The organism is Janthinobacterium aestuarii, assembly GCF_046113285.1.
Lineage (GTDB): Bacteria > Pseudomonadota > Gammaproteobacteria > Burkholderiales > Burkholderiaceae_D > Janthinobacterium.
In genome coordinates this window covers 4066433-4092691 of sequence record NZ_CP142524.1, presented here as the reverse complement: position 1 = coordinate 4092691, position 26259 = coordinate 4066433, and the positions used below count along the sequence as shown (strand labels likewise).

The 26259-nt window shown below is 66.9% G+C and carries 18 protein-coding genes and 2 tRNA genes; 11 read left to right on the top strand and 9 right to left on the bottom strand.

Going from position 1 to position 26259, the window contains the following annotated elements:
• Nucleotides 1–4 precede the first annotated feature (4 nt).
• Nucleotides 5–619 (top strand): hypothetical protein, encoded by a 615-nt coding sequence (locus OX462_RS18300; protein WP_139143036.1) that lies wholly within the window; start codon nucleotides 5–7, stop codon nucleotides 617–619.
• 70 nt (nucleotides 620–689) lie between these two features.
• On the opposite strand, the gene OX462_RS18295 is transcribed toward OX462_RS18300, so the two are convergent.
• The 5 genes from OX462_RS18295 to OX462_RS18275 all read right to left on the bottom strand — a co-directional run bounded on the left by OX462_RS18295 (nucleotide 690) and on the right by OX462_RS18275 (nucleotide 3396).
• Nucleotides 690–766, bottom strand: a tRNA-Met gene (locus OX462_RS18295).
• Between the two features lie 144 nt (nucleotides 767–910).
• Nucleotides 911–987 (bottom strand) — tRNA-Met (locus tag OX462_RS18290).
• Between the two features lie 56 nt (nucleotides 988–1043).
• Nucleotides 1044–2222: a methyltransferase gene (locus OX462_RS18285; protein WP_070310478.1), complete on the bottom strand. Its 1179-nt coding sequence runs from the start codon at nucleotides 2220–2222 to the stop codon at nucleotides 1044–1046.
• A gap of 58 nt (nucleotides 2223–2280) precedes the next feature.
• The gene (locus tag OX462_RS18280) at nucleotides 2281–3126 is read right to left on the bottom strand and encodes a hypothetical protein (RefSeq protein ID WP_409026744.1); all 846 of its coding nucleotides are present in this window, start codon (nucleotides 3124–3126) and stop codon (nucleotides 2281–2283) included.
• A 60-nt stretch (nucleotides 3127–3186) separates the two neighbouring features.
• Nucleotides 3187–3396 carry a hypothetical protein gene (locus OX462_RS18275; protein WP_034755039.1) on the bottom strand — a complete coding sequence of 70 codons (210 nt, stop codon included), beginning with the start codon at nucleotides 3394–3396 and terminating at the stop codon, nucleotides 3187–3189.
• Between the two features lie 178 nt (nucleotides 3397–3574).
• Between OX462_RS18275 and OX462_RS18270 the strand changes: the two genes are divergently transcribed.
• The gene (locus OX462_RS18270) at nucleotides 3575–3742 is read left to right on the top strand and encodes a hypothetical protein (RefSeq protein ID WP_166449232.1); all 168 of its coding nucleotides are present in this window, start codon (nucleotides 3575–3577) and stop codon (nucleotides 3740–3742) included.
• Nucleotides 3743–3746: 4 nt separating this feature from the next.
• On the opposite strand, the gene OX462_RS18265 is transcribed toward OX462_RS18270, so the two are convergent.
• The 3 genes from OX462_RS18265 to OX462_RS18255 all read right to left on the bottom strand — a co-directional run bounded on the left by OX462_RS18265 (nucleotide 3747) and on the right by OX462_RS18255 (nucleotide 11976).
• A complete protein-coding gene (locus OX462_RS18265) occupies nucleotides 3747–7505 on the bottom strand; it encodes an AAA family ATPase (RefSeq protein WP_409026743.1) in 3759 nt (1252 codons plus the stop codon).
• A gap of 16 nt (nucleotides 7506–7521) precedes the next feature.
• Nucleotides 7522–8748 (bottom strand): exonuclease SbcCD subunit D C-terminal domain-containing protein, encoded by a 1227-nt coding sequence (locus OX462_RS18260; protein ID WP_409026742.1) that lies wholly within the window; start codon nucleotides 8746–8748, stop codon nucleotides 7522–7524.
• Nucleotides 8749–8955: 207 nt separating this feature from the next.
• Entirely contained in the window at nucleotides 8956–11976 is a 3021-nt protein-coding gene (locus tag OX462_RS18255) for a PAS domain-containing protein (RefSeq protein ID WP_409026741.1), read from the bottom strand.
• Between the two features lie 273 nt (nucleotides 11977–12249).
• On the opposite strand from OX462_RS18255, the gene OX462_RS18250 reads away from it, so the two are divergent.
• Entirely contained in the window at nucleotides 12250–12621 is a 372-nt protein-coding gene (locus tag OX462_RS18250) for a YajD family HNH nuclease (RefSeq protein ID WP_034755042.1), read from the top strand.
• A gap of 18 nt (nucleotides 12622–12639) precedes the next feature.
• On the top strand, nucleotides 12640–13308 hold the full coding sequence (locus OX462_RS18245) for a response regulator (RefSeq protein ID WP_099408800.1): 669 nt from the start codon (nucleotides 12640–12642) through the stop codon (nucleotides 13306–13308).
• Nucleotides 13309–13344: 36 nt separating this feature from the next.
• Here the strand turns inward: OX462_RS18245 and OX462_RS18240 are convergent, their stop codons facing one another.
• The gene (locus OX462_RS18240) at nucleotides 13345–15489 is read right to left on the bottom strand and encodes a TonB-dependent receptor domain-containing protein (RefSeq protein WP_409026740.1); all 2145 of its coding nucleotides are present in this window, start codon (nucleotides 15487–15489) and stop codon (nucleotides 13345–13347) included.
• A 166-nt stretch (nucleotides 15490–15655) separates the two neighbouring features.
• On the opposite strand from OX462_RS18240, the gene OX462_RS18235 reads away from it, so the two are divergent.
• The 7 genes from OX462_RS18235 to moaE all read left to right on the top strand — a co-directional run bounded on the left by OX462_RS18235 (nucleotide 15656) and on the right by moaE (nucleotide 26158).
• Nucleotides 15656–17020, top strand: a complete 1365-nt coding sequence (locus tag OX462_RS18235) for a sensor histidine kinase (protein ID WP_409026739.1) — start codon at nucleotides 15656–15658, stop codon at nucleotides 17018–17020.
• Between the two features lie 73 nt (nucleotides 17021–17093).
• Nucleotides 17094–18377 (top strand): winged helix-turn-helix domain-containing protein, encoded by a 1284-nt coding sequence (locus tag OX462_RS18230; RefSeq protein ID WP_409026738.1) that lies wholly within the window; start codon nucleotides 17094–17096, stop codon nucleotides 18375–18377.
• Nucleotides 18374–19366, top strand: a complete 993-nt coding sequence (locus OX462_RS18225; protein WP_409026737.1) for a DUF2804 domain-containing protein — start codon at nucleotides 18374–18376, stop codon at nucleotides 19364–19366. The genes OX462_RS18230 and OX462_RS18225 overlap by 4 nt, the downstream gene beginning before the upstream one ends.
• A 113-nt stretch (nucleotides 19367–19479) precedes the next feature.
• Nucleotides 19480–22146, top strand: coding sequence for a bifunctional acetate--CoA ligase family protein/GNAT family N-acetyltransferase (locus OX462_RS18220; protein ID WP_070221396.1), 2667 nt, complete (start codon nucleotides 19480–19482; stop codon nucleotides 22144–22146).
• A gap of 116 nt (nucleotides 22147–22262) precedes the next feature.
• The gene (locus tag OX462_RS18215; protein ID WP_409026736.1) at nucleotides 22263–22928 is read left to right on the top strand and encodes a hypothetical protein; all 666 of its coding nucleotides are present in this window, start codon (nucleotides 22263–22265) and stop codon (nucleotides 22926–22928) included.
• Between the two features lie 180 nt (nucleotides 22929–23108).
• Nucleotides 23109–25688, top strand: a complete 2580-nt coding sequence (locus OX462_RS18210) for a DUF349 domain-containing protein (protein WP_409026735.1) — start codon at nucleotides 23109–23111, stop codon at nucleotides 25686–25688.
• On the top strand, nucleotides 25685–26158 hold the full coding sequence (gene moaE, locus OX462_RS18205; RefSeq protein WP_409026734.1) for a molybdopterin synthase catalytic subunit MoaE: 474 nt from the start codon (nucleotides 25685–25687) through the stop codon (nucleotides 26156–26158). The genes OX462_RS18210 and moaE overlap by 4 nt, the downstream gene beginning before the upstream one ends.
• Nucleotides 26159–26259 lie beyond the last annotated feature (101 nt).

The following is a 26259-nucleotide window of genomic DNA, read 5'->3' as shown; positions in this document are numbered from 1 at the left end:
ATGGTTGGCCTATTTCCATCGGGTCAACGCGATGTCGCGCCAGGCGGAAGTGATGAACTGGATCGACATCGGCCGGGTGTCGAATGCCGATGGCGGCAAGGATATTCTGTTGGCGAGAAACGAGCGCGGTGCCCGGATCGACTGGCGCACGGGCGAAGTCTGGCTGATGAACCCCAAGGTGGGCGAGCCGTTTGCCGATTTTCTCGCCGTCGAGCGCTGGCTGACGATGCGCGACATGCCGGCGGCGAACAAGCCGGCCGCCGCTGCGCCTGCGCCAGTGGCGCCGGAGCCGGAAGCGGCGCCCGACGCCGGCCCCGTGCGCGATACCTTGCCTGCTTTCCAGCAAAAGGTCGATGCATGTTTGGCCAAGGCCGAGGGCGGACAGGAATTGCTGGAAACGAAGCAGGCGTTCGAGGCGGGCAGCGAGCCTTATCTCGAGGCGTCGACGGAATTGAGCAAGACCGCGCTGGAGCTGGAAGTGTCGCCGGCCATGGTGGCCACGTTTCATATCAGCGCGTTTGCCGCCCTGGCTGAAACGGCTGGCGCCGACAAGCTGGAACGGGTGGCGGCCAGCCTGCATGCGGCGGCCAGGCAGATCAGGGCCAGCGTCACCGCGTAACAGCATGGGCCCGGCCCGGAATGAAAAAAACCGCTGACTCCCTTGCAGGCATCAGCGGTTTTTTATGTATTGGTTGCGGGGACAGGATTTGAACCTGTGACCTTCGGGTTATGAGCCCGACGAGCTGCCAGACTGCTCCACCCCGCAGGCGAATTATAACCGAGTTTGCTGCATTGCGAAAGAGCGGATGGAAATGAAGGATATTTGGCTTGCAGGATGGCCATTGAGATACTGCGCCGCAATGGAAAAAGCCGCTGATTCTCTTGCAAGAATCAGCGGCTTTTCGGTATCTGGTTGCGGGGACAGGATTTGAACCTGTGACCTTCGGGTTATGAGCCCGACGAGCTGCCAGACTGCTCCACCCCGCAGGCGAATTATAGCGGGGTTTGCTGCAATGCGCAATGGCCAGGTTTCAGACCCTCGATTACGCCGCCGCCAGACGCCACAGCGAGGTGATTTCCTGCGAGCGGGCCGCGTGCAGGCTGTCCGTGGCGTCCTGCGCGCGCGGGTGCGTGGGTTTCACGTCCAGGCGGTCGACGACCTTCAAGCCTGCCTGCGCTATCCATTCGAGCAATTGCGCGCGCGGGCGCAGACCCAGGTGCTCGGCCAGGTCCGACAGGATCAACCAGCCTTCACCGTTGGCTTCCAGGTGTTCCGCCAGGCCGGAAAGGAAGCCGCGCAGCATGCGGCTGTCCGGATCATAGACGGCGTATTCGATCGGCGAGCTTGGGCGGGCCGGCAGCCATGGCGGATTGCACACGACCAGCGGGGCGCGTCCGGCGGGGAACAGGTCGGCCTGCACCACCTCGACCTTGTCGATCAAGTCGAGGCGGGCCAGGTTTTCGCGCGCGCAGGACAGGGCGCGCGGGTCCTGGTCGGTGGCGACGATGCGCTTGACGCCGCGCTGCGCCAGAACGGCGGCCAGCACGCCCGTGCCGGTGCCGATGTCGAAGGCCAGGCTGGCGCGCGCGGGCAGCGGCGCTTCCGCCACCAGGCCCACGTATTCGCCGCGGATGGGCGCGAACACGCCGTAATGCGGGTGGATGCGCTGGCCCAGGGCCGGCAGGTCCACGCCCGTGCGGCGCCATTCATGCGCGCCGATCAGGCCCAGCAGTTCGCGCAGCGAGGCGACGAACGCTTCCTCGCCGCGGCCGTATGCTTCATTGCAAGCCAGTTTCACGTCCGGCGCGCGGCGCAGCGGGATCGTGTAGTCGGCGTCAAAAGGCAGCAGCAGCATGGCCAGGGTGCGGGCGCGCTGCGACTGCGCCTGGCGGTGCAAATGGAAGGCTTCCGTGGCCGATGGTTCGGGTTTCGCCAGCTTGGCGGCCTTGGCCTTTTTGCTTGGTTTGTCGTTCTTGTGGTCGGCGCGCCGCGCCAGTGCCTGCAGCAGCTGGCGCGCGTTCTGGAAGTCGCCGCGCCACAGCATGGCCGTGCCTTCGCAGGCCAGGCGGTAAGCCTGGTCGGCCGTCGTGCGGTCATCGGCGATGACGACGCGCTTGGGCGGCGGCATGCCGCTTTCCGAGCGCCAGCGGGCCGAATGCTCGGCGCCGTTTTCGCTCCAGTGGATCTGCGGATGAACGGTAGGGGAAGAAGTGTCGGACATGGATTTCAATCGATAGAAGGGGGCGCGCGGCATGGTCGCCTGCGCAGGCCGTCTTCCATTATACGTCGCTGGCCGTGCCGTTAGCAGTGTCCGTGCCATAGGCGAGTGCCAGCGCGCGGGCGCGTGCCTGGTCTTCCGGCGTCGTTTCCACGGCTTTCTGGTCGGCTTTGACCGCCGCGTCCGGCTGCACCAGCTTGAGCAAACGCAAGCTCAGGCTGCCTGCCAGGTCGCCATCCTTGCCGCTGGCGCTGGCGCCATCGGACGTGCCCTGATAGAGATTGCTTTGCAATTGCTGGCCCAGCAGCTTGAACAGGTCGTGCAGATTGCCGCCGAAGTGCGTGGCGGGCAACTCTTTGGCGGGCAGGGCGCCGTCTTCGGATGATGTGGCTTCCGGCGTTTCGCCTTGCGTTTGCTCAAGCACGCCCGCGCTGATGTTCGATTGATATTGCACTTCCACTTCGAAGTCGAAGGTTTGCCCATCGGCCGTCGTGATCTTGCCCTTGCCGATGAAATGGGCGTTTTCATCGAGGCTGAAGGCGGCCGCGCGGCTGCTGCCTCCGGCGCCCGAGACGCTGCCGCTGCCGCTGCTGAAGCTGGAACCGGCTTGCAAATCGACGGAATCGAAGGAGATGCTGGCGCCGTCGCCGAACAGCTGGCGCGTCATGTTGGAGAGAAAATCCTGCGCCACGTCGACGGTGGCGTTGCCCAGCGCATCGGTCCGTTGCGACAGCCCCTTGGCCGACAGGTCCAGGCCATTCTTCGACAGCGCGACCACGTCTTGCGCCGTGCGCTGCATCAGGGGGGAAGCGGCCAGGCCGGCGCCCGTTTTAGGCGGCGTTTGCCCTGCCAGGGTATTGGCGGCGGGCTGGCGCGAGCCGGGAACGAGGGCGGGAAGCTGGGACATGAACAAATTCCGAATGAGTAAGTACTCAGTTAACGGCAGCCGTGCCCCATTCTTTAACCATTAGTGGTGGTGCGACCAGCTACCGTCCGCCGATTCCAGGTAGGACTTGACGGCATCGGCCTGGCCCGTGGCGTGGCGCTTGAGTTCGCCGCATGCGCAAATGCCCTGGTATGGCTGGATATGCGAGCAGGCGGAGACTTTTTGCAGGTAAACCTGCATGGATTTGTGACATTTTACGCACTTGAAGGTGAGGCTGCGGGCGGCTTTCATGGGGCTCCTTGAACTGTTGCGGGGCGTAGCGGGTAGTTACGCGAAGGCGGCGATTTTAACGCACTCCGGCCATCGTTACACGTTGTTGCATCTGCGCCACGCGCACGTCAACTGAATCCGCGCCATGACGTTGAGCGTATATAGGAGGTCGTCTGACCGCCATTGAAGAGGTAGCACCATGGACAAGCATGACAAGGAAAAGCCTGCACAGCCCGCCAAGGAGCTGGTCAGGAAGTGGCTGAAAGCGGAGCTGGAACAGCGCCGCCCCCCGCCCGACCCCGAGCAGATCCGCCGCGAACTGGGTTGGGATATGCTCAGGCTGTGCCGGGAGCCGGCCAGCCGCTAGCGACCTAGAGCACCGTCACCACGCTCTTGCCGCCTGAACCGGGCTTCACGAGGATACGGGTGGCGATGCGCTCCGTCATTTCCTGTACGTGCGAGATGACGCCCACCTTGCGGCCCATCGCTTGCAAGCCGTCGAGCGCATCCATGGCCACGCGCAGGGTTTCCGTATCGAGGCTGCCGAAGCCCTCGTCGATGAACAGCGATTCGACGCGCACGCGGTTCGAGGACAGCGAGGCCAGGCCCAGCGCCAGGGCCAGCGAGACGAGGAACGATTCGCCGCCCGACAGCGAATGCACGGAGCGCAGCTCGCCGCCCATGTCCTGGTCGCGCACCATCAGGCCCAGCGACGGCTTGTCCGGGTTGTCGATGCGTTCGAGCTGGTAGCGGCGCGCCAGCTGGTTCAAATGCGCGTTGGCATAGCCGAGCAGCACTTCCAGGGTGAATTGCTGCGCATAGTTGCGGAATTTCTTGCCGTCGGACGAGCCGATCAATTCATCCAGGCTGGCCCAGCGCCGCTCGATGACGGCTTGCGCCTCGATTTGCGCCAGCATCGCTTGCGCGCCGTGGCGCCGCGCGTCGTCCTGCGCGATCGCCAGGCGCAGCCGTGTCGCTTCCTGGTTGGCCGCCTGGCGTTCCAGCAGCAGCGCGTCGAGCGCATCCTGCAGCGCCGCCTCGTCCATTTCCAGTGCCTCCGGCGGCTGCTGCACATGCGCCGCCAACTGCTGCCGGCGCTCGGCCAGCACGGAAACGGCCGCCGTGTGGAGGTCGGCGATCGCTTGCAGGGCGTCGCGTTCGGCGCGCATGGTGTCCGGCGCGATGGCCAGATGCGCGCGCAAGGCGTCCATGTCGCCCGGCGCACGGGCCGGATGGGCATCCTGGAACTGGCGCAGCCAGCCGTGCAGGGCGGCGCTGGCGCCGTGTTCCTGTTCACGCAGGGCAGCCAGCCGCTGCGACAGCTGCACGCACGCTTCTTCCAGGCGCGTGCGCTGATGGCTGGCCGATTGCGCCGCCGTTTGCTGCTGCGTCAGCAGCTCTTTGGCTGCCGCGATGGCGCCTGCCAGCGCGCGTTCGACCTCGGCCACGCTCCGGCCCTGCCATAGCGCGTTGCGCTGCGCCTGCATTGTCGTGCGCTGCTTGTCGGCGGCGGCAAAGACGGCGTGGGCTTCCTGTGCCGCTTGCTGCGCCTTGGCGGCGGCCGGCAGCGCCGCTTCCAGTTGCGCGGCCAGGGTCGCCAGCGCGTGGCCGCGCTTGTCCTGGTCCGCCTGCTGCTTCAGCCATTGCCGGCTTTCCGATTCACGCGCGGCGCGGAAGTCGGCCGGGCCGGCGCGCCAGCTGTCTTTCCAGTCCTCGGCGCCGTCGGCGTCGGCGAACGCGCCATCGAGCTGCGCCAGCAAGGCGTCGAGCGCGGCGCGCGCCGTCGCGCCCTTGTCGGCGTTGCCCGCTTGCTGCGCTTGCAGCTGCGCCAGGCGCGCCTGCGCCTCGGCGGCGGTGCTGGTGCGGCGCGCGTGCTCGCTGGACGCCAGTTCGTGCGCCGCCTGCGCCTGCTCGCGCCGTACGCCGGCCTGGCGCAGCGCCGTTTCCTGCTGCGCCAGTGCCTGCAAGCCGGCCGCATTGGCCGCCAGCTGCTGCGCGAACCAGTCCGCGCGCCGGTTTTCGGGCGGCAGCTGCAGGGTATTGGCATGCGGCTGCCACTGCGCGAGCAAGCTGTCGATGGCGGGCGGCAGGGCCGCCAGTTCGGCCTCCGTTTGCGCCTGTTCGCGTGCCGTCGCGGCCAGCGCCGCCTTGTGCGTGGCCAGCCGCTCCAGATTGCCGCGCGCCTGCGTGCGGCAAGCCAGCACCTCATCCTGCAAGCTGGCCAGCATCGCCTGCAAGGCGTGGTCGGCGTGGCTGTACGGGTGTTCCAGCGCGCCGCAGACGGGGCAGGGCTGCCCGTCCTGCAAATTGGCCCGCAGCTGCTCCACGCTGGCCGCGCATGCCGCCTCCGCGCCTTTCAAGGATTTTTCCGCCTGCGCCAGGCGCGCTTCCAGCAGCGCCGTTTGCGCCGCTTCCGCCGCCCATGCCGTACTTTCCGTTTGCGCGGCCTGCGCCAGCTGGGCCGCCCTCGCTTGCCAGTGCGCCAGCGCCTGCTGCTGGCGCGCCAGTTCGCTCCAGGTCTTTTCCGCGCTGGTCAACGTGCGCGCGTGCGCCTCGAGCCGGCCGCGCTGTTCCTGCAGCCCCTGGCCATCGATGGCTTGCACGGCCGCCAGCGCCGCGCGCCGTTCCGCATCGCGCGCCGCCAGCACGGCAGCGGCGCTGGCCAGCGCCGCTTGCGCCGCCTGCGTGGCGTCCGAGGCCTGGCGCAGCTGCTGTCTTGACTCGGCCATGCTGGCGTCGGCCGCATCGGCTTGCGCGGCGGCTTGCCCGGCCTGGGCAAACAATTGATCCCACAACTGCCACGATTGCGCCAGCGCCTGCCACTGCTGGTGCGCTGCCAGCCACTGGCGGCCCGCTTCCTGTTCCGCTTGCGCGGCGTGCTGGCGCTGCTGCAGCGCGTGCAGCGCGGCGCGCGCCGCCTCGTTGGCCTGGTCGGCGGCCAGGGCCCCATCTTGCGCCTGGCGATGCGCGGGCATGTGCGCCGCCATGCCCGCGTCGAGCGCCTTGGCCTGGTCGAGCAGGGGCGCCGCATCGCGCTGCGCCGCTTCCGTGGCCAGCAAGGCCGCTGCCGCCTGCTGCACGGCCTGCGCCAGCTGCGCTTCGCTGGCGATGGCTTGCGCCGCCTGCGCGCGCGACGCTTCCAGCGCGGCGCCCGTGCCGGCGATCTCGCCGGCCAGGCGCTCCACGTCGTCGATCAGGGGCCGCGCCGGCTGCAGCAATTCCCACTGCGCCAGCGCCGCGCGGCGTTCCTCCGCGGCGGCCCGTTCGGCATCGGCGCTGTCCAGCGCTTCCTGCGCGGCCGCCACCTGGGTTTGCAGCTTGTGCGTCTCCTGGTGCCAGCGCTGCTGCAATTCCAGCACGGCCTTGCGCAGGTCGATGGTTTGCAGGGCGGTTTCGGCCGCGCCGCTTGACGCTTCGGTCTCGCTGCGCTCTTCCGGCGACAGCGGCCGCTGGTCGGCCAGCTTTTCGCCCAGCCGTTCGAGCACCTGCTTTTCCTTTTTCGCCCGCTCGAAGGCGCGCATGGAAATGTCGGTATAGATGCTGCTGCCCGTCAGGGTTTCCAGCAATTCGCCCCGTTCATTGTCTTCCGTCTTGAGGAAGGTGGAAAACTCGTTTTGCGCCAGCAGCACGGCGCGCGTGAACTGGTCGAAGGACAGGCCGATGCGTTTTTCGATCTCTTCCTTCACTTCCGTCTTGGTGCCGCCGATGGGCTGCAGCGCGGGCAGCTGGTGCAAGCTCATGGCGGTCGCCTGCAGCGCCCCTTCGGCCTTGGTGCGCGAGCGGCGCACGCTCCAGCGCGCGCGGTAGTGACCGCCATCGTTGCCGACGAAGTCCACCTGCGCGTAACCGTCCGGCGTGCCGCGGCGCAGCAGGGTGCGCGTATCCTGCGCGTTGACGGTTTCCTTGCCCACGTCGGGCAGGGCGCTGCCCCGGCCCAGCACTTTCAGCAGGCGCGGCGTGGCGTCGTACAGGGCCAGGCACAGCGCGTCGAGCAGAGTGCTCTTGCCCGCGCCGGTGGGGCCACTGATGGCGAACAGGCCGGAGGACGCCAGCGGCTCCTGCTGGAAGTCGACTTCAAATTCGCCGGCCAGCGAAGCCAGGTTCTTGCCGCTGATTTTCAGGATTTTCATGGTTCTTCAGGTGTACTCAAGCGCTGGGCAGCAGCAGTTCGGCCAGGGCCGAGAGGAGTTCGGGCGGCGCTTCCTTCGCGTATTTTTGCTGGTACAGGCGGCGGAAGATGTCGTCGGGCTGCAGCTGGCCCAATTGGTCGAGCGTCATGTTCTCTGGCGCGCTGCTGCGCGCGGCGCTCGACGTTTCGATCTTCGCCAGGCGCACGCTCTTGCCGTCGAGCGCCGTTTCGATGCGCGTGCGCAGGCCAGGTTCGGGCGCGTCGAGGCGCACGCGCACTTCCAGGAACGGCTGCGCTTCGGCTGGAGCGTCCGGCACGTCGAGGGCGGCCAGCTGTTCCAGCACTTCGGCTATGGGCGCCGGTGTGGCGGGCACGCGCAGCAGAGGCACGGCGCGCGGCACGGCGATGGCGCGCACGGATTGCAGCGCTTCGCCGTCGATATCGAGGCACAGCACCTGGTGGCGGTAGTTCACTTCGGCGAACGACAGGGGGATCGGGCTGCCGCAGTAGCGGATGTGCTCCTGGCCGCCCACGGCCTGCGCCTTGTGCAGATGGCCCAGCGCCGCATACGCGATGGACGTATCGAAAATCCCCGAGGGCAGCATTTCCGTGCCGCCGATGACGATGCGCCGTTCGGAATCGTTCGACATTTCGCCGCCCACCATGTGGCAGTGGCCCATGGCAACGATGGCTTGCCCGGGCCGGCGGCGCGCCAGCGCCAGGTCCGCCAATTGGCGGTACAGCAGGGCGATGCCGCCCAGGTAGGCATCCTGGGTGTCGCCGGCCGGCAGTTTCGGCACGTCGCCGGGGCGCAGGAACGGTACGGCCAGGCACCAGGCCTGCACTTGCCCATCGTTGCCGGTAAGCGGTAGCAGCAGGCGTTCCAGGTCGATCTGGCCATCGTCGCCGCGCAGCACATGGCCGATCACGTGCGTGCCATGCGCGGCCAGCAGGGGGCCGGGTGCTTCCAGCCGTCCCGCCGAATCGTGGTTGCCGGCGACGACGACGAGTTGCAGCGCGGGCAGGCGCGCGCGCGCCTGCTGCAGGAAGACATATAACTGCTTTTGCGAGGCGGCCGATGGGTTGGCGTTGTCGAATACGTCGCCCGCCACCAGCAGCACGTCGACCTGCTCCATCACGAGCGTGTCGAGCAGCCAGTCGAGGAAGCGCTGGTGTTCGTAACCCCTTTCAAAATTGTGCAGGGTCTGGCCCAGATGCCAGTCGGAAGTGTGCAGCAGGCGCATGGTGTGGCAAGGGTAGGGAAGACAGGCGCCAATATAGCTGAAATGAGGCAGGTACTGGAGAATTGAACGAATTTCGAAGAGCGTTTTCGATTTTTATCGATACATCCAGAGTGCCTGAAAAACGTTCAGGGCAAGGCGTAGTGCCGTAGGCAGTACGAATAGTACGGCAAGGCACTGCAACGCAGCCATGGACGTTTTCTCAGGTGCTCAAGTCGTCAGCGCGCCGGCCCTGTAGGTATTACGCCCATCCTGCTTGGCCTGGTACAGCAGCACGTCGGCCCGCTGCGGCAGCATGGCGGGGGAAATGTCTTCGTCGCGGTAGAAGGCCAGGCCGATGCTGGCGGAAATGCGCACGGTGATGCCGTCGAGTTCGAACGGCTGCCGCATGGCTGCGACGATTTTTTCCGCCAGCACGGCCGCGTCGTCGGGCCGGGCGATCTGTTCCATGATGATGGTGAATTCGTCGCCGCCCAGGCGGGCGATGATGTCGGTGGCGCGCATGGTCTGCGTCAGGCGCTGGGCGAAGGCGCGCAGCAGGGCGTCGCCCGTGCCATGGCCGTGCGTGTCGTTGACGGGCTTGAAGCGGTCGATATCCATGTACATGACGGCCATCAGGTGCTGCTGCCGGCGGCTCGCGTGCATGGCGTCGCTGAGCTTTTGCTGGAAGCCGGCGCGGTTCGACAATCCTGTCAATGCATCGACCTGGGACAGCTTCAGCAGCCGCTGTTTTTCGCGCTTTTGCACGGTGATATCCTGGCGCATCACGTGAAAGCCCACCACCTGCAGCCTGTCTTCGCCGATCTGCGGGATGTAGATCACTTCCATGCAGCGCTCGATGCCTTCCTTCTCGTCTTCTTCCTCGAAGCTCAAGGTTTCGCCGGCCAGTACTCTTTCGATATACGGCGCCACCGTGCCGTAGCGCGCCTCGCCCACCGTGTCGCGCACGCTCTTGCCCAGCGCCTGCCGCCCCGTCAGGCCGAATTCGCGTTCATAGGCGATGTTCAGGAAGCGGTAGACCTGGTCGGCGTCGATGTAGGCGATCATGGCCGGCAAGGTGTCGGCGATGGTGCGCAGCCGCGCTTCGCTTTCCAGCAGCGCCACTTCCGATTCGCGCAAGGTGGTGATGTCGTCCAGGCTGCCCACGTAGCCGTCGATCTGGCCGTCGATGAGGATGGGGGCAATTTTGACGGAGACCCAGACCAGCCTGCCGTCGCGCTGCAGGCAGCGCAGGGTGGACTGGAATGGCGCGTGGCTGCGCGTGAGCTGTTCCAGCGCCACGTGCATCAGCGGATAGTCGTCCGGGTGCAGGGCGCTGGTCCAGCCGGCGCCCAGCGCGGCGGCGCGCGGCAGGCCCGTGATGGCTTCGAAGGTGCGGTTGACGTAGGTGCAGCGGCGCTGGCGGTCCAGGCGCACCAGCCCGAGCGGCGAGGCGTCGTTGACGGCGGCCAGCTCGGCCTGTTTCTGGCGCAGTTCCAGTTCCTGCTGGCGGCGCTGCGAGATATCCTCGGCGATGCACAGGATATGCTCGACCTGATGGCGCTCGTCGAACACGGGCACGGAGACGGAGCGCAGGTAGCGCAGGCTGCCGTCACGCAGGCGCAGCGGCTTTTCCGTATGGTCGATGACACCGCGCTCGGCCAGGATGGCGCGGTCGTCCTCGGCATCGTGCAGGCCGAAGTCGGGCGGAAAGGCCTGGCAATCGGTCTTGCCGATGACGTCGGCGGCCAGGTGGCCCGTGATGTCCTCGGCCGCCTTGTTCCACACTTCCATCCGGCCGAAGTTTTCCGGGCGCGCGCTTTTCACGTACACCAGCACGGGCAGGTGGTCGATCAGCGACTGCAGGAAGCTGCGGTTGTCCTGCAGCGCCAGTTCGTCGTGCTTGCGCGCGCTGATGTCGCGCGAGGTGACGGCCACGCCGTCGGCGATCGGCACCACCTGGTGGCGCAGCCAGCGCGTGCCGCCCGACGCCAGTTTCAGCTCGAATTCATCCTCCAGCGGCTGGCCCGTTTCCATCACCAGCACGAAGCGCTTGAAAAAGCGCTCGCCGCGCAGCAGCGGCACGCGCGGCAGCACGCGCTGGCCCAGCAGTTCGGAGCGCGGCTTGCCCAGCATATCGGCGGCCCGCTCGTTGATGTCGGCAAAGGTGAAATCTTCCACCGGCTTGCCCGGCGCGGGGCGCCAGGCTTTGAGCAGCAGCACGGCATCGAGGCTGGCCTGGTGCGCCGCGCGCAGCAGCGCCTGTGTTTCCTTGGCCTGGCGGATGCTGCGGCGCAGGCGCGCGCTCTGGCGCATCAGCAGCGCCGTAAAGCCGGCGATGAGCACGCTGGCGGCGAGCAGGGCGCCGATATACGCCAGGCGGCGGTGTTCGAAGCGGGCCAGTGCCGTGGCGCGGCTCACTCCCACCACGGCGAGCAGCGGGTAGCGGGACAGTTCGTGGTAGCTGTAGATGCGCGCCGTCGCATCGACGGGCGGCTCGATCAGCAATTCCTCGGGCGCGTGCTGCGGCGGGCCCGGCATGCGGAAGTCGATGCGGTCGCTGAGGATCAATTGCTCGCCGATGCGCCCCACCGTCAGGCCGCTGTCGCGCGCCACCAGCATTAGCGCGCCATGCTCGTCGAGGTTCAGGCGGTCGTAGTCGTCGACAAAATACGTAGGGTCGACGTGGATGACGATGGCGCCCGCAAAGCGGCCCTGGCCATCGTTCAGGCGGCGCGCCAGGCGGATGGTCCAGTGCTTGCTGCCCGCGTCGAGCATGGGCGTGTCGACCAGGGCCGTGTCGGACGCATTGGCGGCCAGCGCCTTGAAAAATGCCTGGCCGGCCAGGTTTTCCGGCAGATACGCGTTGGCGCTGTCGATCACGTCGCCGCGCGCGTCGACGAGGGCGATCGGCAGTTCCAGCTTTGATGGCAGCACGCTGTCGAGCAAGCCCTGGCGGCGCGTGAATTCGTTCAGGCGCAGGGTGCCGTCCGTTTCCTCGTATTTGAGCTTGAACAATTGCGTGGCGTGGTCCGTTTGGCGCAGGGTGAAACTGGTATGGTCGGCCAAGGTACGGGCCAGCGACTGGCTGACGGCCACGGCGTCGCGCACGGCGCTGGCCCGTTCCTGGCCCACCTGGTACAAGACGGCCGCCCACAGCGCCAGCAGCAAGATGAGCGCGAACAGGGGTACCAGGCTGAGACGGTACAGGCGGCGGGCAAGGCGTTGCAGGGGTCTTGTTATCGCTATCACGGGCGCTTGCAGGCTAGGGTCATGGAAAGGTGAAGGGCGGCGTGGCGCGCATCATAGCCGAAATATGCTGACCTGCGCGCTGCCTGCTGCCCTAGCGTCTGTTCGTGGTCTGTCGCTGGGCTTATTTTGCGTTAAATCAAGAACCTGTGGTGCCGCGCACGCTAAAAAAAGCACGCCGGGGGCGGCACGGGCTTGCGCCGTGGCAGAAAAAGTACAATTGCGCCCCCATCCTCATTAAAATGGATGCTTCTTCCTCCCATATCGAAAGTTGTCATGCAGAGTAAAAAGCCCGACGCGGCAAGACTGGACAAGATCGTGGCCGAAGCGCGCCGCGCCGCCGACCAGCGCGAGAGCGGCTACCGCGAGCGCTCGCTGAAGATGTATCCGTGGGTCTGCGGCCGCTGCATGCGCGAATTTACGCGCGCCAACGTGCAGCAACTGACGGTGCACCACCGCGACCACAACCACGACAACAATCCGCCCGACGGCAGCAACTGGGAACTGCTGTGCCTGTATTGTCACGACAATGAGCACTCGCGCTACCTGGAAGCGGACCGTGGCGCCGGCCTGCTGTCGGCCGAGGTGGCGCCCGCCACGCACAATCCGTTTGCCGCGCTGGCCGGCCTGATCAAGAAAAAGGACTGAGCGGATCGCCGCTTCTCCATGCGCATCCTGCTGACCGAAGACGACCCGCAGCTGGGCCGCGCCACGCAAATCGGCCTGGAACAGGGCGGCTACGCCGTCGACTGGGTCACGAGCGCCGAACACGCGCACACGGCCGTGCGCCTGCACGACTACGGCTGCATCCTGCTCGACCTGGGCTTGCCGGGGCAGGACGGCATGCAGGCGCTGGGCGTGCTGCGCGATAACGGCTACAGCGGCGCCGTGCTGGTCGTCACGGCGCGCGACCAGGTGGGCGAGCGCATCGCCGGCCTGGATGCGGGCGCCGACGACTTTATCGTCAAACCGTTCGACCTCGACGAACTGGCCGCGCGCATCCGCAGCGCCTGCCGGCGCGCCGCGGGCCGCCTGCGCGAGCAGCTCGTGCACGGCGACCTGGTACTCGATATCGCGGACCGGCAGCTGACGCAAGGGGGCGTGCCCGTGATGTTAACCGTGAAGGAATTTCGCATCCTGCAACTGCTGCTGGAACATGGCGGCCGCGTGCTGAGCCGGGAACAGCTGGAGAAAAACCTGTACAGCTGGGGCGATGAAGTGGAAAGCAACGCCGTGCAAGTGCACATCCACCACCTGCGCAAGAAGCTGGGGCGGGACTTGATACGCACCGTGCATGCGGTCGGCTATTGCATCGACAAGCCCAAAGCGGCCTGACGGGAAAAAGGCGGCCGGGAGACCGCCCCCCCTTGATCAGAAATCGACGGTGGCCGACAGCCACAGACGGCGGCCGTCCAGGCTGTTGACATAGCGGTTCGCGTAGTTCAAGGCCGGTGCGCGGTAAGGCTGGTAGTCGATGAAGTCCTTGTTGAGCAGGTTGTACACGGCCGCGTTCAGGGTCACGCGCTTGCTCAGCTGGTAGCTGGTTCCCAGGTGCAGCATGGCGTAGCCCTGGTAGTCGCCCAGCGCGGCCTTGGCGGCGCGCGTGGAAGCCGAGGTGCCCGGATCGCGGAAGCGCTCGCTGCGGTACTCGGCGCGCAGCCAGCCGTTCCATTCGCGCGAGATATCCCACGAGAGGCGCGCATTGACGGCGTGCCTGGGCGTGTCGCTCAGCGGCTTGCCTGCATTGCTGCCGCTCTTCTGTTCGCTTTCCGTGTACGTGTAGTTGGCGCTGGCCGACAAGGTCTTGCCCAGCGGGAAGCGCGTGTTCAGCTCGACACCGCGTGTGACGGCCTCATCCACGTTGACCGACTGGCCAAACGCATCGACGTTGGGCCAGTTGCCGAAGCTGACGCAGCCGGGACGGTTCGGCGATGGACGGTAGCTGCAGTTGACGAGGCCCGTGCCCGTCGTGATCTTGTCCTTGAATGCGTTGTTGAACAGCGAGCCGCTGGCCGTCCAGCCGGCCAGGTTGTCGAAGTAGGCGCCGATTTCCGTCGTCGTGCTCGTTTCCGGCTTCAGGTCCGGGCTGCCGACGAGGGGGATCGTGCCCTGGCCGCCGAAACCGTTGATGCCTGGGGACAATTGTTCCACGCGCGGCGTCTTGTAGCCTTTGCTGACGCCGCCCTTGACGGTCCAGCTCGGCGTCGCGTTCCACACGGCATACGCGCGGGGGCTGGTCTGGCCGCCGAAGATGCTGTGATCGTCATAACGGGCGCCAAAGGTCAACGCGACGTTTTCCAGCACTTGCCATTCGTCTTCCACGAACAGGGCTTTTTGCGTGAATTCGAATGTCTTTGGCGCCACGCCGTCCGTCATGTCCGCTTTCCACCATTGCGCGCCGACGGTCGCCATGTGCTTGCCCAAAGGCATGACCAATTTGGTGTCGAACACCTGGCTTTTCACTTCCAGCGTGCGCGCGCTGCCGGCCACGGCACCGGGCGTGCCTGGCGGAATCGTGCGCCCCAGGGTTTCCGTCTTGTTCACCATGTAGCTGCTGTCGAGGGTGCCGAAGCCGAAGCGGCCCGTGTGCGACAGGGTCCACTGGTCGCGCTGGTATTTCTGTTCCGGGCCGTAGCCGCCCTGCAAGCCGACGGTGCCCAGCTGCTGTTTCGAATTGTCGTAGGTCTGGCGGCCCGCGTCCGCGTCGAGGATAACGGTGTGGTAACGGTTTGGCGTGAAGGCCAGGCGCGCGCCGAAGTTGGCTATGTCCGCGCGCACGGGATTGGCGCCCATGCTGGCGGGCACCTCCGCGCCGGCCGCGTTGGGGACGCGGATGTCGGCCGCATCGCGGCGCTGCTTGCTGCCGCGCAGGGACAGGCCCAGCAGGTCGGAGGCGATAGGGCCGCTCAGGTAGAAGCGGCCGCTTTTCACGTCGCCGAAGTCCGATTCCTGCTGCGCGGTATAGTCGGCCGAGATGGAACCCATCCACTGCTTGCCCACCTTGCGCGTGATGATGTTGATCACGCCGCCCATGGCGTCCGAGCCGTACAGGGTCGACATGGGGCCGCGGATGATCTCGATGCGCTCGATGGCGGCCAGTGGCGGCATGAAGCTCGTCTGCGTGCCGCCGAAGCCGTTCGGCGTGACGTTGCCGGCCGCATTCTGGCGGCGTCCGTCGATCAGCACCAGGGTGTAGTCGCTGGGCATGCCGCGGATGCTGATGTTCATGCCGCCCGTCTTGTCGCCCGCCGCGCCCACGTCGATGCCTTCCACGCTTTCCAGCGCCTGCGTCAGATTGCCGAAGCGTTCCTTCGACAGGTCGTCGCGCGTCAGCACGGTGATCGAGGCGGGCGCCTGTTTGATGTCCTGCTCGAAACCGGAGGCGGAGACCACCACTTCCGGCATGCTGGCCGGCGTGCCGGTCTGGGCGTGAGCCGGCAGGCAGGACAGGGCGGCCAGAGCCAGGGCCAGGGTGGTGGGACGCGGCAGGGGCGCGCGGCGGGTGCGGTTGGACATGCAAACTCCTGAAGGGTGAATGAATAATTGCGCTGTATTAACGAAGGAATGGGAATCATGAAAGCAATAAGAATCATTTACAATTGCGACCATGGCTACCCAGAAAATATTTCGCTCCGGATCTTGCGCAGAAGTTCTTAAGAGATTCTTAACTGCCGGCCGCGGCGTGCAAACCTGGTCGCTGCGGCGCACCCTGCTGGCCGTGCTGCTGGGCCTGACCCTGGCCCTGTGGGTGGGCAGCGCCGCCATCGTGTACGTGGAAGCGCGCCGCGAAAGCCAGGAATTGTTCGACCAGTCGCTGACCGAGACGGGGCATTTGCTGCTGTCGCTGGTGGCAAAGGAGGCGCGCGAACACGGCTCGACGGGGCCCATCGACCTGCCCCTGCGCGGCCAGCACAATCCCCACCAGTATTTGCTGTTCAAGGTGCGCGACGCGCAGCAGCGCGTGCTGTACCGCAACGATGCGGCGTCCGACATCGCCCTGTCGCGCAGCGCGCCCGATGGCCTGTCGTGGACCACGATAGGTGGCCAGCGCTGGCGTCTGTTCTCGCTGTGGGACCCGCAGCGCACTTTGCAACTGCTGGTGGCCGAACCGACCAGCCACCGCGACGACATCAGCCGCGGCTTCTTTTACCGCGTTGCGCTGTTCGGCCTGCTGCTGGTGGCGCTGGCCACCGTCGCCATCTGGTGGGCCGTCCACCGCGTGTTTCGCGTGCTGCAAGCGTGCGCCGATGAAGTGTCGGCGCGTACGCCCGATGAACTGGCCGACGTCGGGCTCGCTGGCGCGCCGGACGAACTGCATCCGCTGCTGCTGGAAATTAACCGCCTGTTTGGCAGGGTGCGGCATGGCCGCGACAACGAGCAGCGCTTCACGGCCGATGCGGCGCACGAACTGCGCACGCCGCTGGCCGCCATCAAGACGAATCTGCAAGTGCTGCAGCGGGCCCGCAGCGCGGACGAGCGCGAGGAATTCATCGCCGCCCTGGGTAGCAGCGTGGAGCGCGCCACGCGCCTCGTCAACCAGCTGCTGGCGCTGGCCCGGCTCGATCCGCAGGCGCAAGCCCAGGTGGCGCTGGCGCCGGGCGACCTGGCGCAGCTGCTGGCGCAGCAGACGCCCCAGTGGCAGGCGCTGGCCGCGCCATACCGGCTGTCGCTGGCCGTGAACGTGGCGCCGGCGCCGTGCGCGCTCGATGCGGACAGCCTGCAGATGCTGTTGCGTAACCTGGTCGAGAATGCGCTGCGCTACACGCCGGCACCGGGCGCCGTCGAGATCAGTTGCGGCGTGGAAGCGGGACGCAGCTATGTGCGCGTGGCCGATACGGGACCGGGCATCGCGGAAGACATGCATGAGCGCGCGTTCGAGCGCTTCGTGCGCCTGGGGCAGGTGGAAAGTGCGACCCAGCTGCCCGGCAGCGGCCTGGGCCTGTCCATCGTGCGGCGCATCGCCGAGCGGCATGGCGCGGCCATCGTGCTGGGCGCCGGCTTGCAGGGCAGGGGGCTGGCGGTGACGCTGGTGTTTCCCGCCGCATAGCGAGGCTGAAGGCTGCGCGATCCGATAGCGATAAAACGCACAATGCGTGGGCAGAATGCGGTATCTTTCTGTTATGCACAGACCAGACAAGCACCCGCCTTCCGACGTCCCCCCGCTCTCGCTGGCCGCCGCGCGCGCCCTGCACCTGGCCGCGCAGGGCTTGCTGCAGGCGCGGCGTAAAAAAGCCGTGAAGGCCGACGTGCTGGCCGCCATCCGCCGGATGGGCGTGCTGCAGATCGACACCATCCACGTGGTGGCGCGCAGCCCCTACCTGGTGCTGTGGAGCCGGCTGGGCGACTATCCGCAGCCGTGGCTCGAGCAATTGCTGGCCGAGGGCGCGCTGTTCGAATACTGGGCGCATGAGGCGTGCTTCGTGCCCATCGAAGACTATGGCTTGTACCGCCACCGCATGCTGGACCCGGCCGCCATGGGCTGGAAGTATTCCGTCAAATGGATGGCCGAGCAGGGCGACGCCGTCGCTTCGGTGCTCGACCACATCCGCGCCAACGGCGCCGCGCGCTCGGCCGACTTTGAACGCACGGATGGCCAGGCGGGCGGCTGGTGGAGCTGGAAGCCGGAAAAGCGCTCGCTCGAAGTGCTGTTTACGTCGGGCGTGCTGATGATCGCCAAGCGGCATCAGTTCCAGCGCTATTACGACCTGGCCGAACGGGTGCTGCCTGGCTGGCACGACGGCTTGCTGCCGCCCGAAGACCAGGTGCGTCGCCGTTTGCTGCTGGCCAGCGTGAAGGCGCTGGGCCTGGCGCGGGCCGGCTGGATCAGCGACTACTTTCGCACCAAACAGGCGCGCGCCAGCCTGGCGCACGATCTGCAGGCGCTGGTCGACGAGGGCGCGCTGCTGCGCTGCGCGGTGGCCGGCTGGAGCGACGCCGTCTACGTGCATGCCGAGCATGGGGAGTTGCTGCGCGCGGCCGCCGCCGGCAGGCTGGCGCCCACCTTGACGACGATCCTGTCGCCGTTCGACCCCGTCGTCTGGGACCGGCGCCGCGCGCTGGAACTGTTCGACTTCGACTACCGGCTCGAATGCTACACGCCCGCTGAAAAACGCCGCTATGGCTACTTCACGTTGCCGATCTTGCGGCGTGGCGCGCTCGTGGGACGCCTGGACGCCAAGGCGCACCGCGCGCAGGGGCGCTTCGAGATCAAATCGCTGGCGCTGGAAGAGGGCGTGCGCGTCAGCCCCCGCCTGGTGCAGGACGTGGCCGGCGCCGTGCGGCGCCTGGCGCTCTGGCATGCCTGCCCGCAGGTCGAGATAGCCCAGGCGCAGCCGGCCGCCTTCGGTGCGCTGCTGGCCGCCGCCCTGCACGACGGCGGCGCTGCCGCAAGGCAGGCCGCATGATGCTGCCGCCCGCGCCGTCATCCCTGCTCGCCGCCGGTGGCCAGCCATGTTTCGGCCGCTACACGGGCCAGCTGGACGCCTTCGAGTGGGCCGCGCTGGCGTCGCCGCATGCACGGGGCGCCCTCTGGCGCCTGTTCCACCACAAGCGCTGGCATTACGTGGCCCTGTCGACGCCGGCCGTATTCTGCGGCGTGGCCATCGTCGACCTGGGCTGGACCAGCACGGCCTTCGCCTATGCCTTCGACCGCCACAAGGGCAAGATCGTGGCGAGCTTTTCGCAGGATGGCATTCCTGGCCTGTGCGCCACGCTGGCGCCGCATGCGGGTGCTTCCAGCCGTTTCCGTTTTTTGTCGCAGAAAATCAGCATCGAGGCGCAGCCGCAGCAGCGCTACCGCTTGCGGCTCGATTGCGGCCATTTCGGCATCGACGCGGAATGCGGCCCGCCCGTGGCGCCCACCTTGCTGGCCATCGGCCCCGTGGGCGAGGGCGGCAGCGTGCATGCGACGCAAAAATCGGGCGGCTTGCCCTTGTGGGGCAGCGTGCGCTGCGGCGCCGTCGGCTACAGCCTGGACGACGGCGTGGCCAGCTTCGATTATTCGAACGGCTTGCTGGCGCGCGAGACGGAATGGCGCTGGGCTTCGGCGCACAGCCTGGACCTCGGGTTCAACCTGCAGGCCGGCTATTTCGGCGCGCATGAAAACGCGCTGTGGCTCGATGGCCAGCTGTATCCGCTGGGCCGCGCGCATTTCGACTTCAATCCCGACAACCCGCTGGCGCCGTGGCACGTATGGACGGACGACGATCTGCTGGACCTGCACTTCAAGCCGGAAGGGGCGCGGCGCGAGGATAAAAACCTGTGGATCGCCGCCAGCCGCTACATCCAGCCCATCGGCACGTTCAGCGGCTGGGTGCGCACCAGCGCGGACTCGCCCAAGCGCATCGTGGCGCAGCTGGCGGGCGTGACGGAAAGCCACCGCTCGCGCTGGTAGAGGCACTATTTTTTTGCGAAACGCGTGACAAGGTCAAGTTTTTTTGGCAACGCATCCTATACACTGGCGCAGCCGCTCCGGCATCCCGCTCCGGCAATCCATGAGGCCAGAACATGAGTATCCGTAATCTCGACAAGCTGTTCAAGCCGGCCTCGGTGGCCCTGATCGGTGCCACGGCGCGCGAACGCAAGCTGGGCGCCATCGCCCTGTACAACCTGCTGGGCGGCGGCTACCAGGGAGAGATTTGGCCCGTCAACCCCAAGTACGACGAGCTGATGGGCCTGAAATGCTACCGCAAGCTGGCGCACCTGCCCAAGGCGCCGGACCTGGCCATCATCTGCACGCCGCCCGCCACCATCACGGCGCTGATCCGCGAACTGGGCGCGCTGGGCACGCGCGCCGCCATCGTCATGACGTCGGGCCTGGACCCCGTGCGCGAGCAGTCGCTGCGGCTGGCCATGCTGAAGGCGGCCAAGCCGCATTTGCTGCGCATCCTCGGCCCCAACAGCATGGGGTTGCTGGTGCCCAAACTGGGCTTGAACGCCAGCTTCGCCCACGTCGGTGCGACGAGCGGCAAGATCGCCTTCGTCTCGCAATCGGGCGCGCTGGTGTCGGGCGTGCTCGACTGGGCCAACGCACACGGCGTGGGCTTTTCCAAATTCATTTCGCTCGGCGCCAGCTACGACATCGATTTCGGCGACCTGCTCGACTACCTGGCTGGCGACATCGACACGGCCGCCATCCTGCTGTACATGGAAGACATCCAGGCGGCGCGCAAATTCATGTCGGCGGCGCGGGCGGCCGCGCGCAGCAAGCCCGTCATCGTCCTGAAAGCGGGGCGCGAGGCGGAAGGCGCGGCCATGGCGGCCTGGCATACGGGCGCGCTGGCCGGCTCCGACGCCGTCTATGACGCGGCCATCCGCCGCGCCGGCATGCTGCGCGTGTATTCGGCCGAAGAACTGTTCGACGCCGTGGAAACGCTCACGCACATCCGTTCGCAGCGCGGCGAGCGCCTGGCGATTTTGTGCAACGGCGGCGGCCTGGGCGTGATGGCCACCGATGCGCTGGTGAGCAGCGGCGGCAAACTGGCCGAGCTGTCGCCGGACACCGTGATCGCGCTGGAAAAGGCGCTGCCACGCGGGTGGTCGCACGACAACCCCGTCGGCCTGCCCGGCGACGCGGCCGTCCAGCGCTATGCCGACGCCATCAAGCCGCTGCTCGACGAGCCGCAGGCGGACGCCTTGCTGCTGCTGCATGCGCCCACGGCCATGGTCTCGTCGATCGACATCGCCGAAGCCGTCACGCCGCTGATCAAGGCCACCTCGCGCACGGTGCTGTCGTGCCTGCTGGGCGGCACCACCGTGGCGCCCGCGCGCCAGGTTTTCAATCGCGCCGGCATTCCCACCTACGACACGCCGGAAAAGGCCGTGCATGGCTTCATGCAGATCGTGCAGTACCGGCGCAACCAGGAAACCCTGATGCAGGTGCCGGCGCAGCTGCCCATGTCGGCCACGCCGCGCCGCGCGAGGGTGCGCGAAATCGTCGCCGCCGCGCTGGCGGCCGGCCAGACGGTGCTCGGCGAATGCCGCTCGAAGGAGATTCTGGCCGCCTACGGCATTCCCGTCGCGACCACGCGCATGGCGGCCGACGTGGAAGAGGCGCTGGCCGTGGCGGCCGATATCGGCTATCCCGTCGCGCTGAAGATCCATTCGCCCGACATCGCCCACAAATCCGACGTGGGCGGCGTGGCGCTCGACCTCGACACGCCCGACATCCTGCGCACGGCCGCCGCCGCCATGCTCAAGCGCGTGCGCCGCATGCGGCCCGACGCGCTGATCGACGGTTTTACGGTGCAGCAGATGGCGCGCCGGCCGCAATCGCATGAATTGATCGTCGGCGTCACGACGGACGCCGCCTTCGGCCCCGTGATCCTCGTGGGGCAGGGCGGCATCGCCGTGGAAGTGACGGCCGACCACGCGATCGGCCTGCCGCCGCTGAACATGGTGCTGGCGCGCGACATGCTGGCGCGCACGCGCGTGTCGAAATTGCTGGCCGGCTACCGCAACCAGCCGCCGGCCGACATCGACGCCATCTGCTACACGCTGATCCAGGTGGCCGAGCTGGTGGCCGACATCGGCGAGCTGGCCGAACTCGACATCAACCCGCTGGTGGCCGACGCGGACGGCGTGATCGCCCTCGACGCCCGCATCCGCCTGCAGCCGGGCCAGCAGCGCGACCGCCTGGCCATCCGCCCGTATCCGCAGGAGCTGGAAGAGCAGGTGACGTGGATGGACCAGTCCATCCTGCTGCGCCCCATCCGCCCCGAGGACGCGCCGCAGCACATGGATTTGTTCCACGCGCTGGACCCGGACGACGTGCGCCTGCGCTTTTTTACCTCCATGCGCGAGCTGCCCGTGTCACAGCTGGCGCGCCTGACGCAGATCGATTACGACCGCGCCATGGCCTTCATCGCCACGCACACGGGGCCGGACGGCAAGCCGGAAACCCTGGGCGTGGTGCGCGCCGTGGCCGACCCGGACAATATTCACGCCGATTTCGCCATCGCCGTGCGCTCGGCCCTGAAGGGCAAGGGCCTGGGCCACATCCTGTTCGAGAAGCTCGTCGACTACTTCCGCAGCCGGGGCACGGAAGCGCTGGTGGGCGAGGCGATGGCGCGCAACAAGGGCATGCAGCGGCTGGTGAAAAGCTTTGGCGGCGAAGTCACGCCATCGGAAGAGCCCGGCGTCGTCAACCTGCATATCGGCTTGCGCGCGCCGTAAAAGAAAGCGCGGCTGGCCCGCTGCGGGTTTGTGCAGGATCAAGCCCATCGCTGTCGGTAGTCTTTACACTTTCACTTCCAGGATCAGACATCCAGCGCATTTTCGGGAGTGAGTGCATGCTTACGGCAACATATATATTGGTTTCCCTGTCAGTGGAACAGGCCAGCATCCGCATGAGCCTGCTGGCCTTTCAGAAGTACATGCATGTGCAGCTGCGCCAGCAAAGCAGGCTGAGCCTGGCGCAGCTGCAGTACGCGGGCGACTGGCTGAACCGGCTGTACCAGGGCGGCTACTGGCGCAAGGTGGAAATGTATCTGGTGCCCGCCATTCGCCAGGCCGCACCGCATGCCGACGGCTTGCTCAATGAAATCAATGGCTTGAACCGCGTGGCGCTGGAAAGCATCAATGCGGTGCAGCAGCGCGCGGGCGCCGCCATCGACCATTCCGAATTGCAGGCCGAGCAGCTGTGCGCGGCCATCGATGCCTTTTGCGCGGCCTTGCTGCAGCGCCTGGAAAAAGAAGAGCGCGAACTGTTCGCGCTGGCGCGCAAGGTCATCGTGGGCGAAGCGTGGTTTGCCATCGCCTACCAGTTCCTCGCCCACGACGCGCGCGCGCAGGAGGCGCGCCGTGGCAAGGCGCAGGTGCTGCCCTTTGTTTTGCCGGCGCCTTTGCCGACATCCTTGCCGGCGCCGGGCGCGCCTGCCACCGGCGGGGAAAACGCCGAGGCCGGCGGCGCGTCGGTGCAGCTTGCACCGTCACCGCCGCTGCGCGCACAGGCTTGAACGGGTAGCGAGCGCACACCCCGGCAGGCCCGCCTGTGCCAGGGTGGTTTTATCGCCGGGCACATGGCGCCGTCATAGGGAAAAGAGTCATTTTATTCATTTGATAACTTGTTCAGCCCTGTCCGATGCAATACCCCGGGCTTTGTTATGATGGTGGTTTTGATCCACGCGAAACCCGTCATGTTCGAATTTCTCTTCAAGCGTTCTGCCAGCAAGACTGCCGTCCCCGATCCTGTCGTGGCAGAACAGGCCGCCGCCTCGGCGCAGAGCGCATCGCGCCGCGCCGAACAGGTTGCGCGTGCCCATGCCGTGGCGGGCGACGAAGCCGCCGCCTGTGAATTCATCGTGTCCAGCGAATTTGCCGATGCCCGCCTGATCGCGGCCGAACACGTCCATAGCTTGCCCCTGCTGGAAAAAGTCCACCACGCCATGCGCAATACGGACCGCCGCGTTGCCAAGCTGATGCAGGGCCGCATCGACCTGATCCGTCATCAGGCGGCCGAGACGCAACGCGCCCAGGCCAGCATCGCCACGGCGCAGCGCCTGTTGAACGATGACAAGCTGAGCCCGAACCAGGTAGCCGAGCTGGACCGCCAATGGCAAGTCATCAAGGCCACGCCCGAGCTGGAGAGCGCCTTTGCCGCCGCGCGCGCCGCGCTGGCCGCCCGCCTGGAAGCGCAAGTGGTGTTGCAGCGCGCCGTGATCGACACCGTCGCCGCCGCGCGCGCCTTGGCTGCCAGTGGCCAGTCCGCCGGCGAGCTGGCCCAGGCGCTGGCCCGCCTCGACGCGGAACATGCGCAGCATGCGCAATCGCCCGAACGCGCTTCCTTGCCAAAACACCTGGAGAGCGATTTCATCCAGGCGCGCGAGCAGGCGCAGTCCGCCTTGCAGGCGCTGCAGCAGCACCAGGCCGTGTTCGACGCGCGCCAGCTTGCTCTGGCCGCATGGCAGGCGCAGGACGCCGCCACGCTCGATGCAGACACCTTGAAACGCGCGTGGCAAGCCTTGCCGCGCCTGCCCGAGTCGCCATTGTCCGACAGCCTGCAGCAGCAATTTGCGGCCCTGCTGGCCAGCGCCCCGGCACCGATCGTCCCTGCCGCAGCCGTGGACGCGCCAGCGCATGCGGAACCGGCGCCGCGCAAGCCGCGCCAGGAACACGCGCCCGTGTCGAAGGAAGCGACGGAGCAGTTCTTCAAGGTGCTCGACGCCATGGAAGCGGCGCTGCAGGATGGCTTGTTGCACGTGGCTTCCGAACATGACAAGACCTTGCGCGATAGCAAGCACGGCCGTTTGACGCCTGCGCAAGCGGATCGCCTGGCCCATGTGCGCGGCGAGTTCAAGCGCCTGGCCGACTGGGCGCGCTGGGGCGGCAATGTCTCGCGCGAGGAACTGGTCAAGGCGGGCGAGGAATTGCCAGCGCAACAATTGCCGATGACCGAACTGGCCAAGAAAGTGGGCAGCCTGCGCGAGCGCTGGAAGTCGCTCGACACCTTGTCCGGCCCCGCACCGAAATCGCTGTGGGAGCGTTTCGACGCCGCCTGCAGCGTGGCGTATGCGCCCGCGGCCCAGCATTTCAAGCAACTGGCGGAAGAGCGCCACGGCAATGCGGCCAAGGCCCAGGAACTGATCGCGGAAACGGCGGCCCTGGCGGCCGAAGAGAGTACCGACTGGAAACATGTCGCTTCCGCCTCGCAGCGCTTGCGCCAGGCGTGGACGCGCCTGGGCACGATCGATCGCAAGGAAAAGAAACGCCTGGATACGGAGTTCGGCGCCGCGCTGGACGCCCTGTCCAAGCCGCTGGACACGCAGCGCCAGATCGAGACGGCCCGCCGCGAGCAATTGATCGTGGAAGTGGGCCTGCTCAAGCCATCGGAGCGCAACACGGTCGACATGCTGAAAGCCTTGCAGGACAAATGGCAGGAGCTGGCGAAAGCCCTGCCGCTGGAACGCCGCGCGGAACAGGCGCTGTGGCAGCGTTTCCGTGCCGCCTGCGACGATATCTTCGCCAGGCGCAAGGAAACGGCCCACGCGGCCGACCACGAGCGCCGCGAACACCTGCATGCGCGCGAAGCGCTGTGCGCCGCGCTGGAAACGGCCGTCGTGCCCGAGGGCGACGACAAGGCCCGCAGCGCCTTCATCAACCACTTGCTGCGCGACACGCGCGCCGCCTGGAACGCCACCGGCCCCGTGCCGCGCGCCAGCGAAGCGAAGATCGAGCAGCGCTACCAGGCCGCGGTCGCCGGCGTGCAAGCGCAGGCGGATGCGATCGCCGAACGCGCTGGCGCCGCGCAGGCCAACGCCCTGCGCGACAAGCTGCGCCTGGTGCAATCGCTGGAAGCCGCACTGGCCGATGGCGGTGCCGGCGCCGACGCGCAAGCCTGGTCCGAGCGCTGGAGCGCCTTGCCGCCGCTCGACGCCCAGTACGAACGCAGCCTGCAGCAGCGCTTTGCCGCCGCTCAGGCCGCGCTGGGCGAGGGCAGCGCGGCCTACGTGCAGCAATTGCAGGCCAATCAGGAGCGCCTGCTCGGTGAAGTGTTGCGCCTGGAAATCGTCGCCGGCGTCGACAGCGGCGCCGAATTTGCCCGCGACCGCCTGAAAATGCAGGTGGAAGTGCTGCAATCGTCGCTCAAATCGGGCCAGAAGCCGCTCACGCAAGTGTCGCAGCTGATGCAGCTGTGCGCGATCGCCGCCACCACCGATGCGCGCACGGCCAGCCGCATCGAAACCCTGCTGCGCCGCATCGGAGGCAACGCGAAATGAGTACATCCGTCCGCATCCAGCAAGCCGATTTTGACTTGAGTCAAGAAATTGCACAATTGCGCGCAGGCAACCCCAAGGTGGGCGCCGTCGTCGGCTTCGTCGGCACGGTGCGCGACATGAACGAAGGGCTGGACGTGGCCGCGATGGAGCTCGAGCACTATCCGGGCATGACGGAAAAGTCCATTGTAGCCATCGTGGAGCAGGCGCGGGGCCGCTGGCCCCTGTCCGGCGCGCTGGTGATCCACCGCGTGGGGCCCTTGCTGCCGCAGGAGCAGATCGTGCTGGTGGCCGTGTCGTCCGCCCACCGGGGCGAGGCGTTTGCCGCCTGCGAATTCATCATCGATTACCTGAAGACGGAAGCGCCGTTCTGGAAGAAGGAAGACACGCCCGAAGGGGCGCGTTGGGTCGATGCGCGCGACAGCGACGAGACGGCCCTGGACAAGTGGGCCGCAAAAGCAAGCGCCATTTGAAGCGAACGCGCCGCGCACGCTAGCATTTGCCAAAATGCATCAGTTTTCTGCTTTGTGTATGCTTGAAAAGTACTGCCTCACCCCAATTTGGTTAACAACTA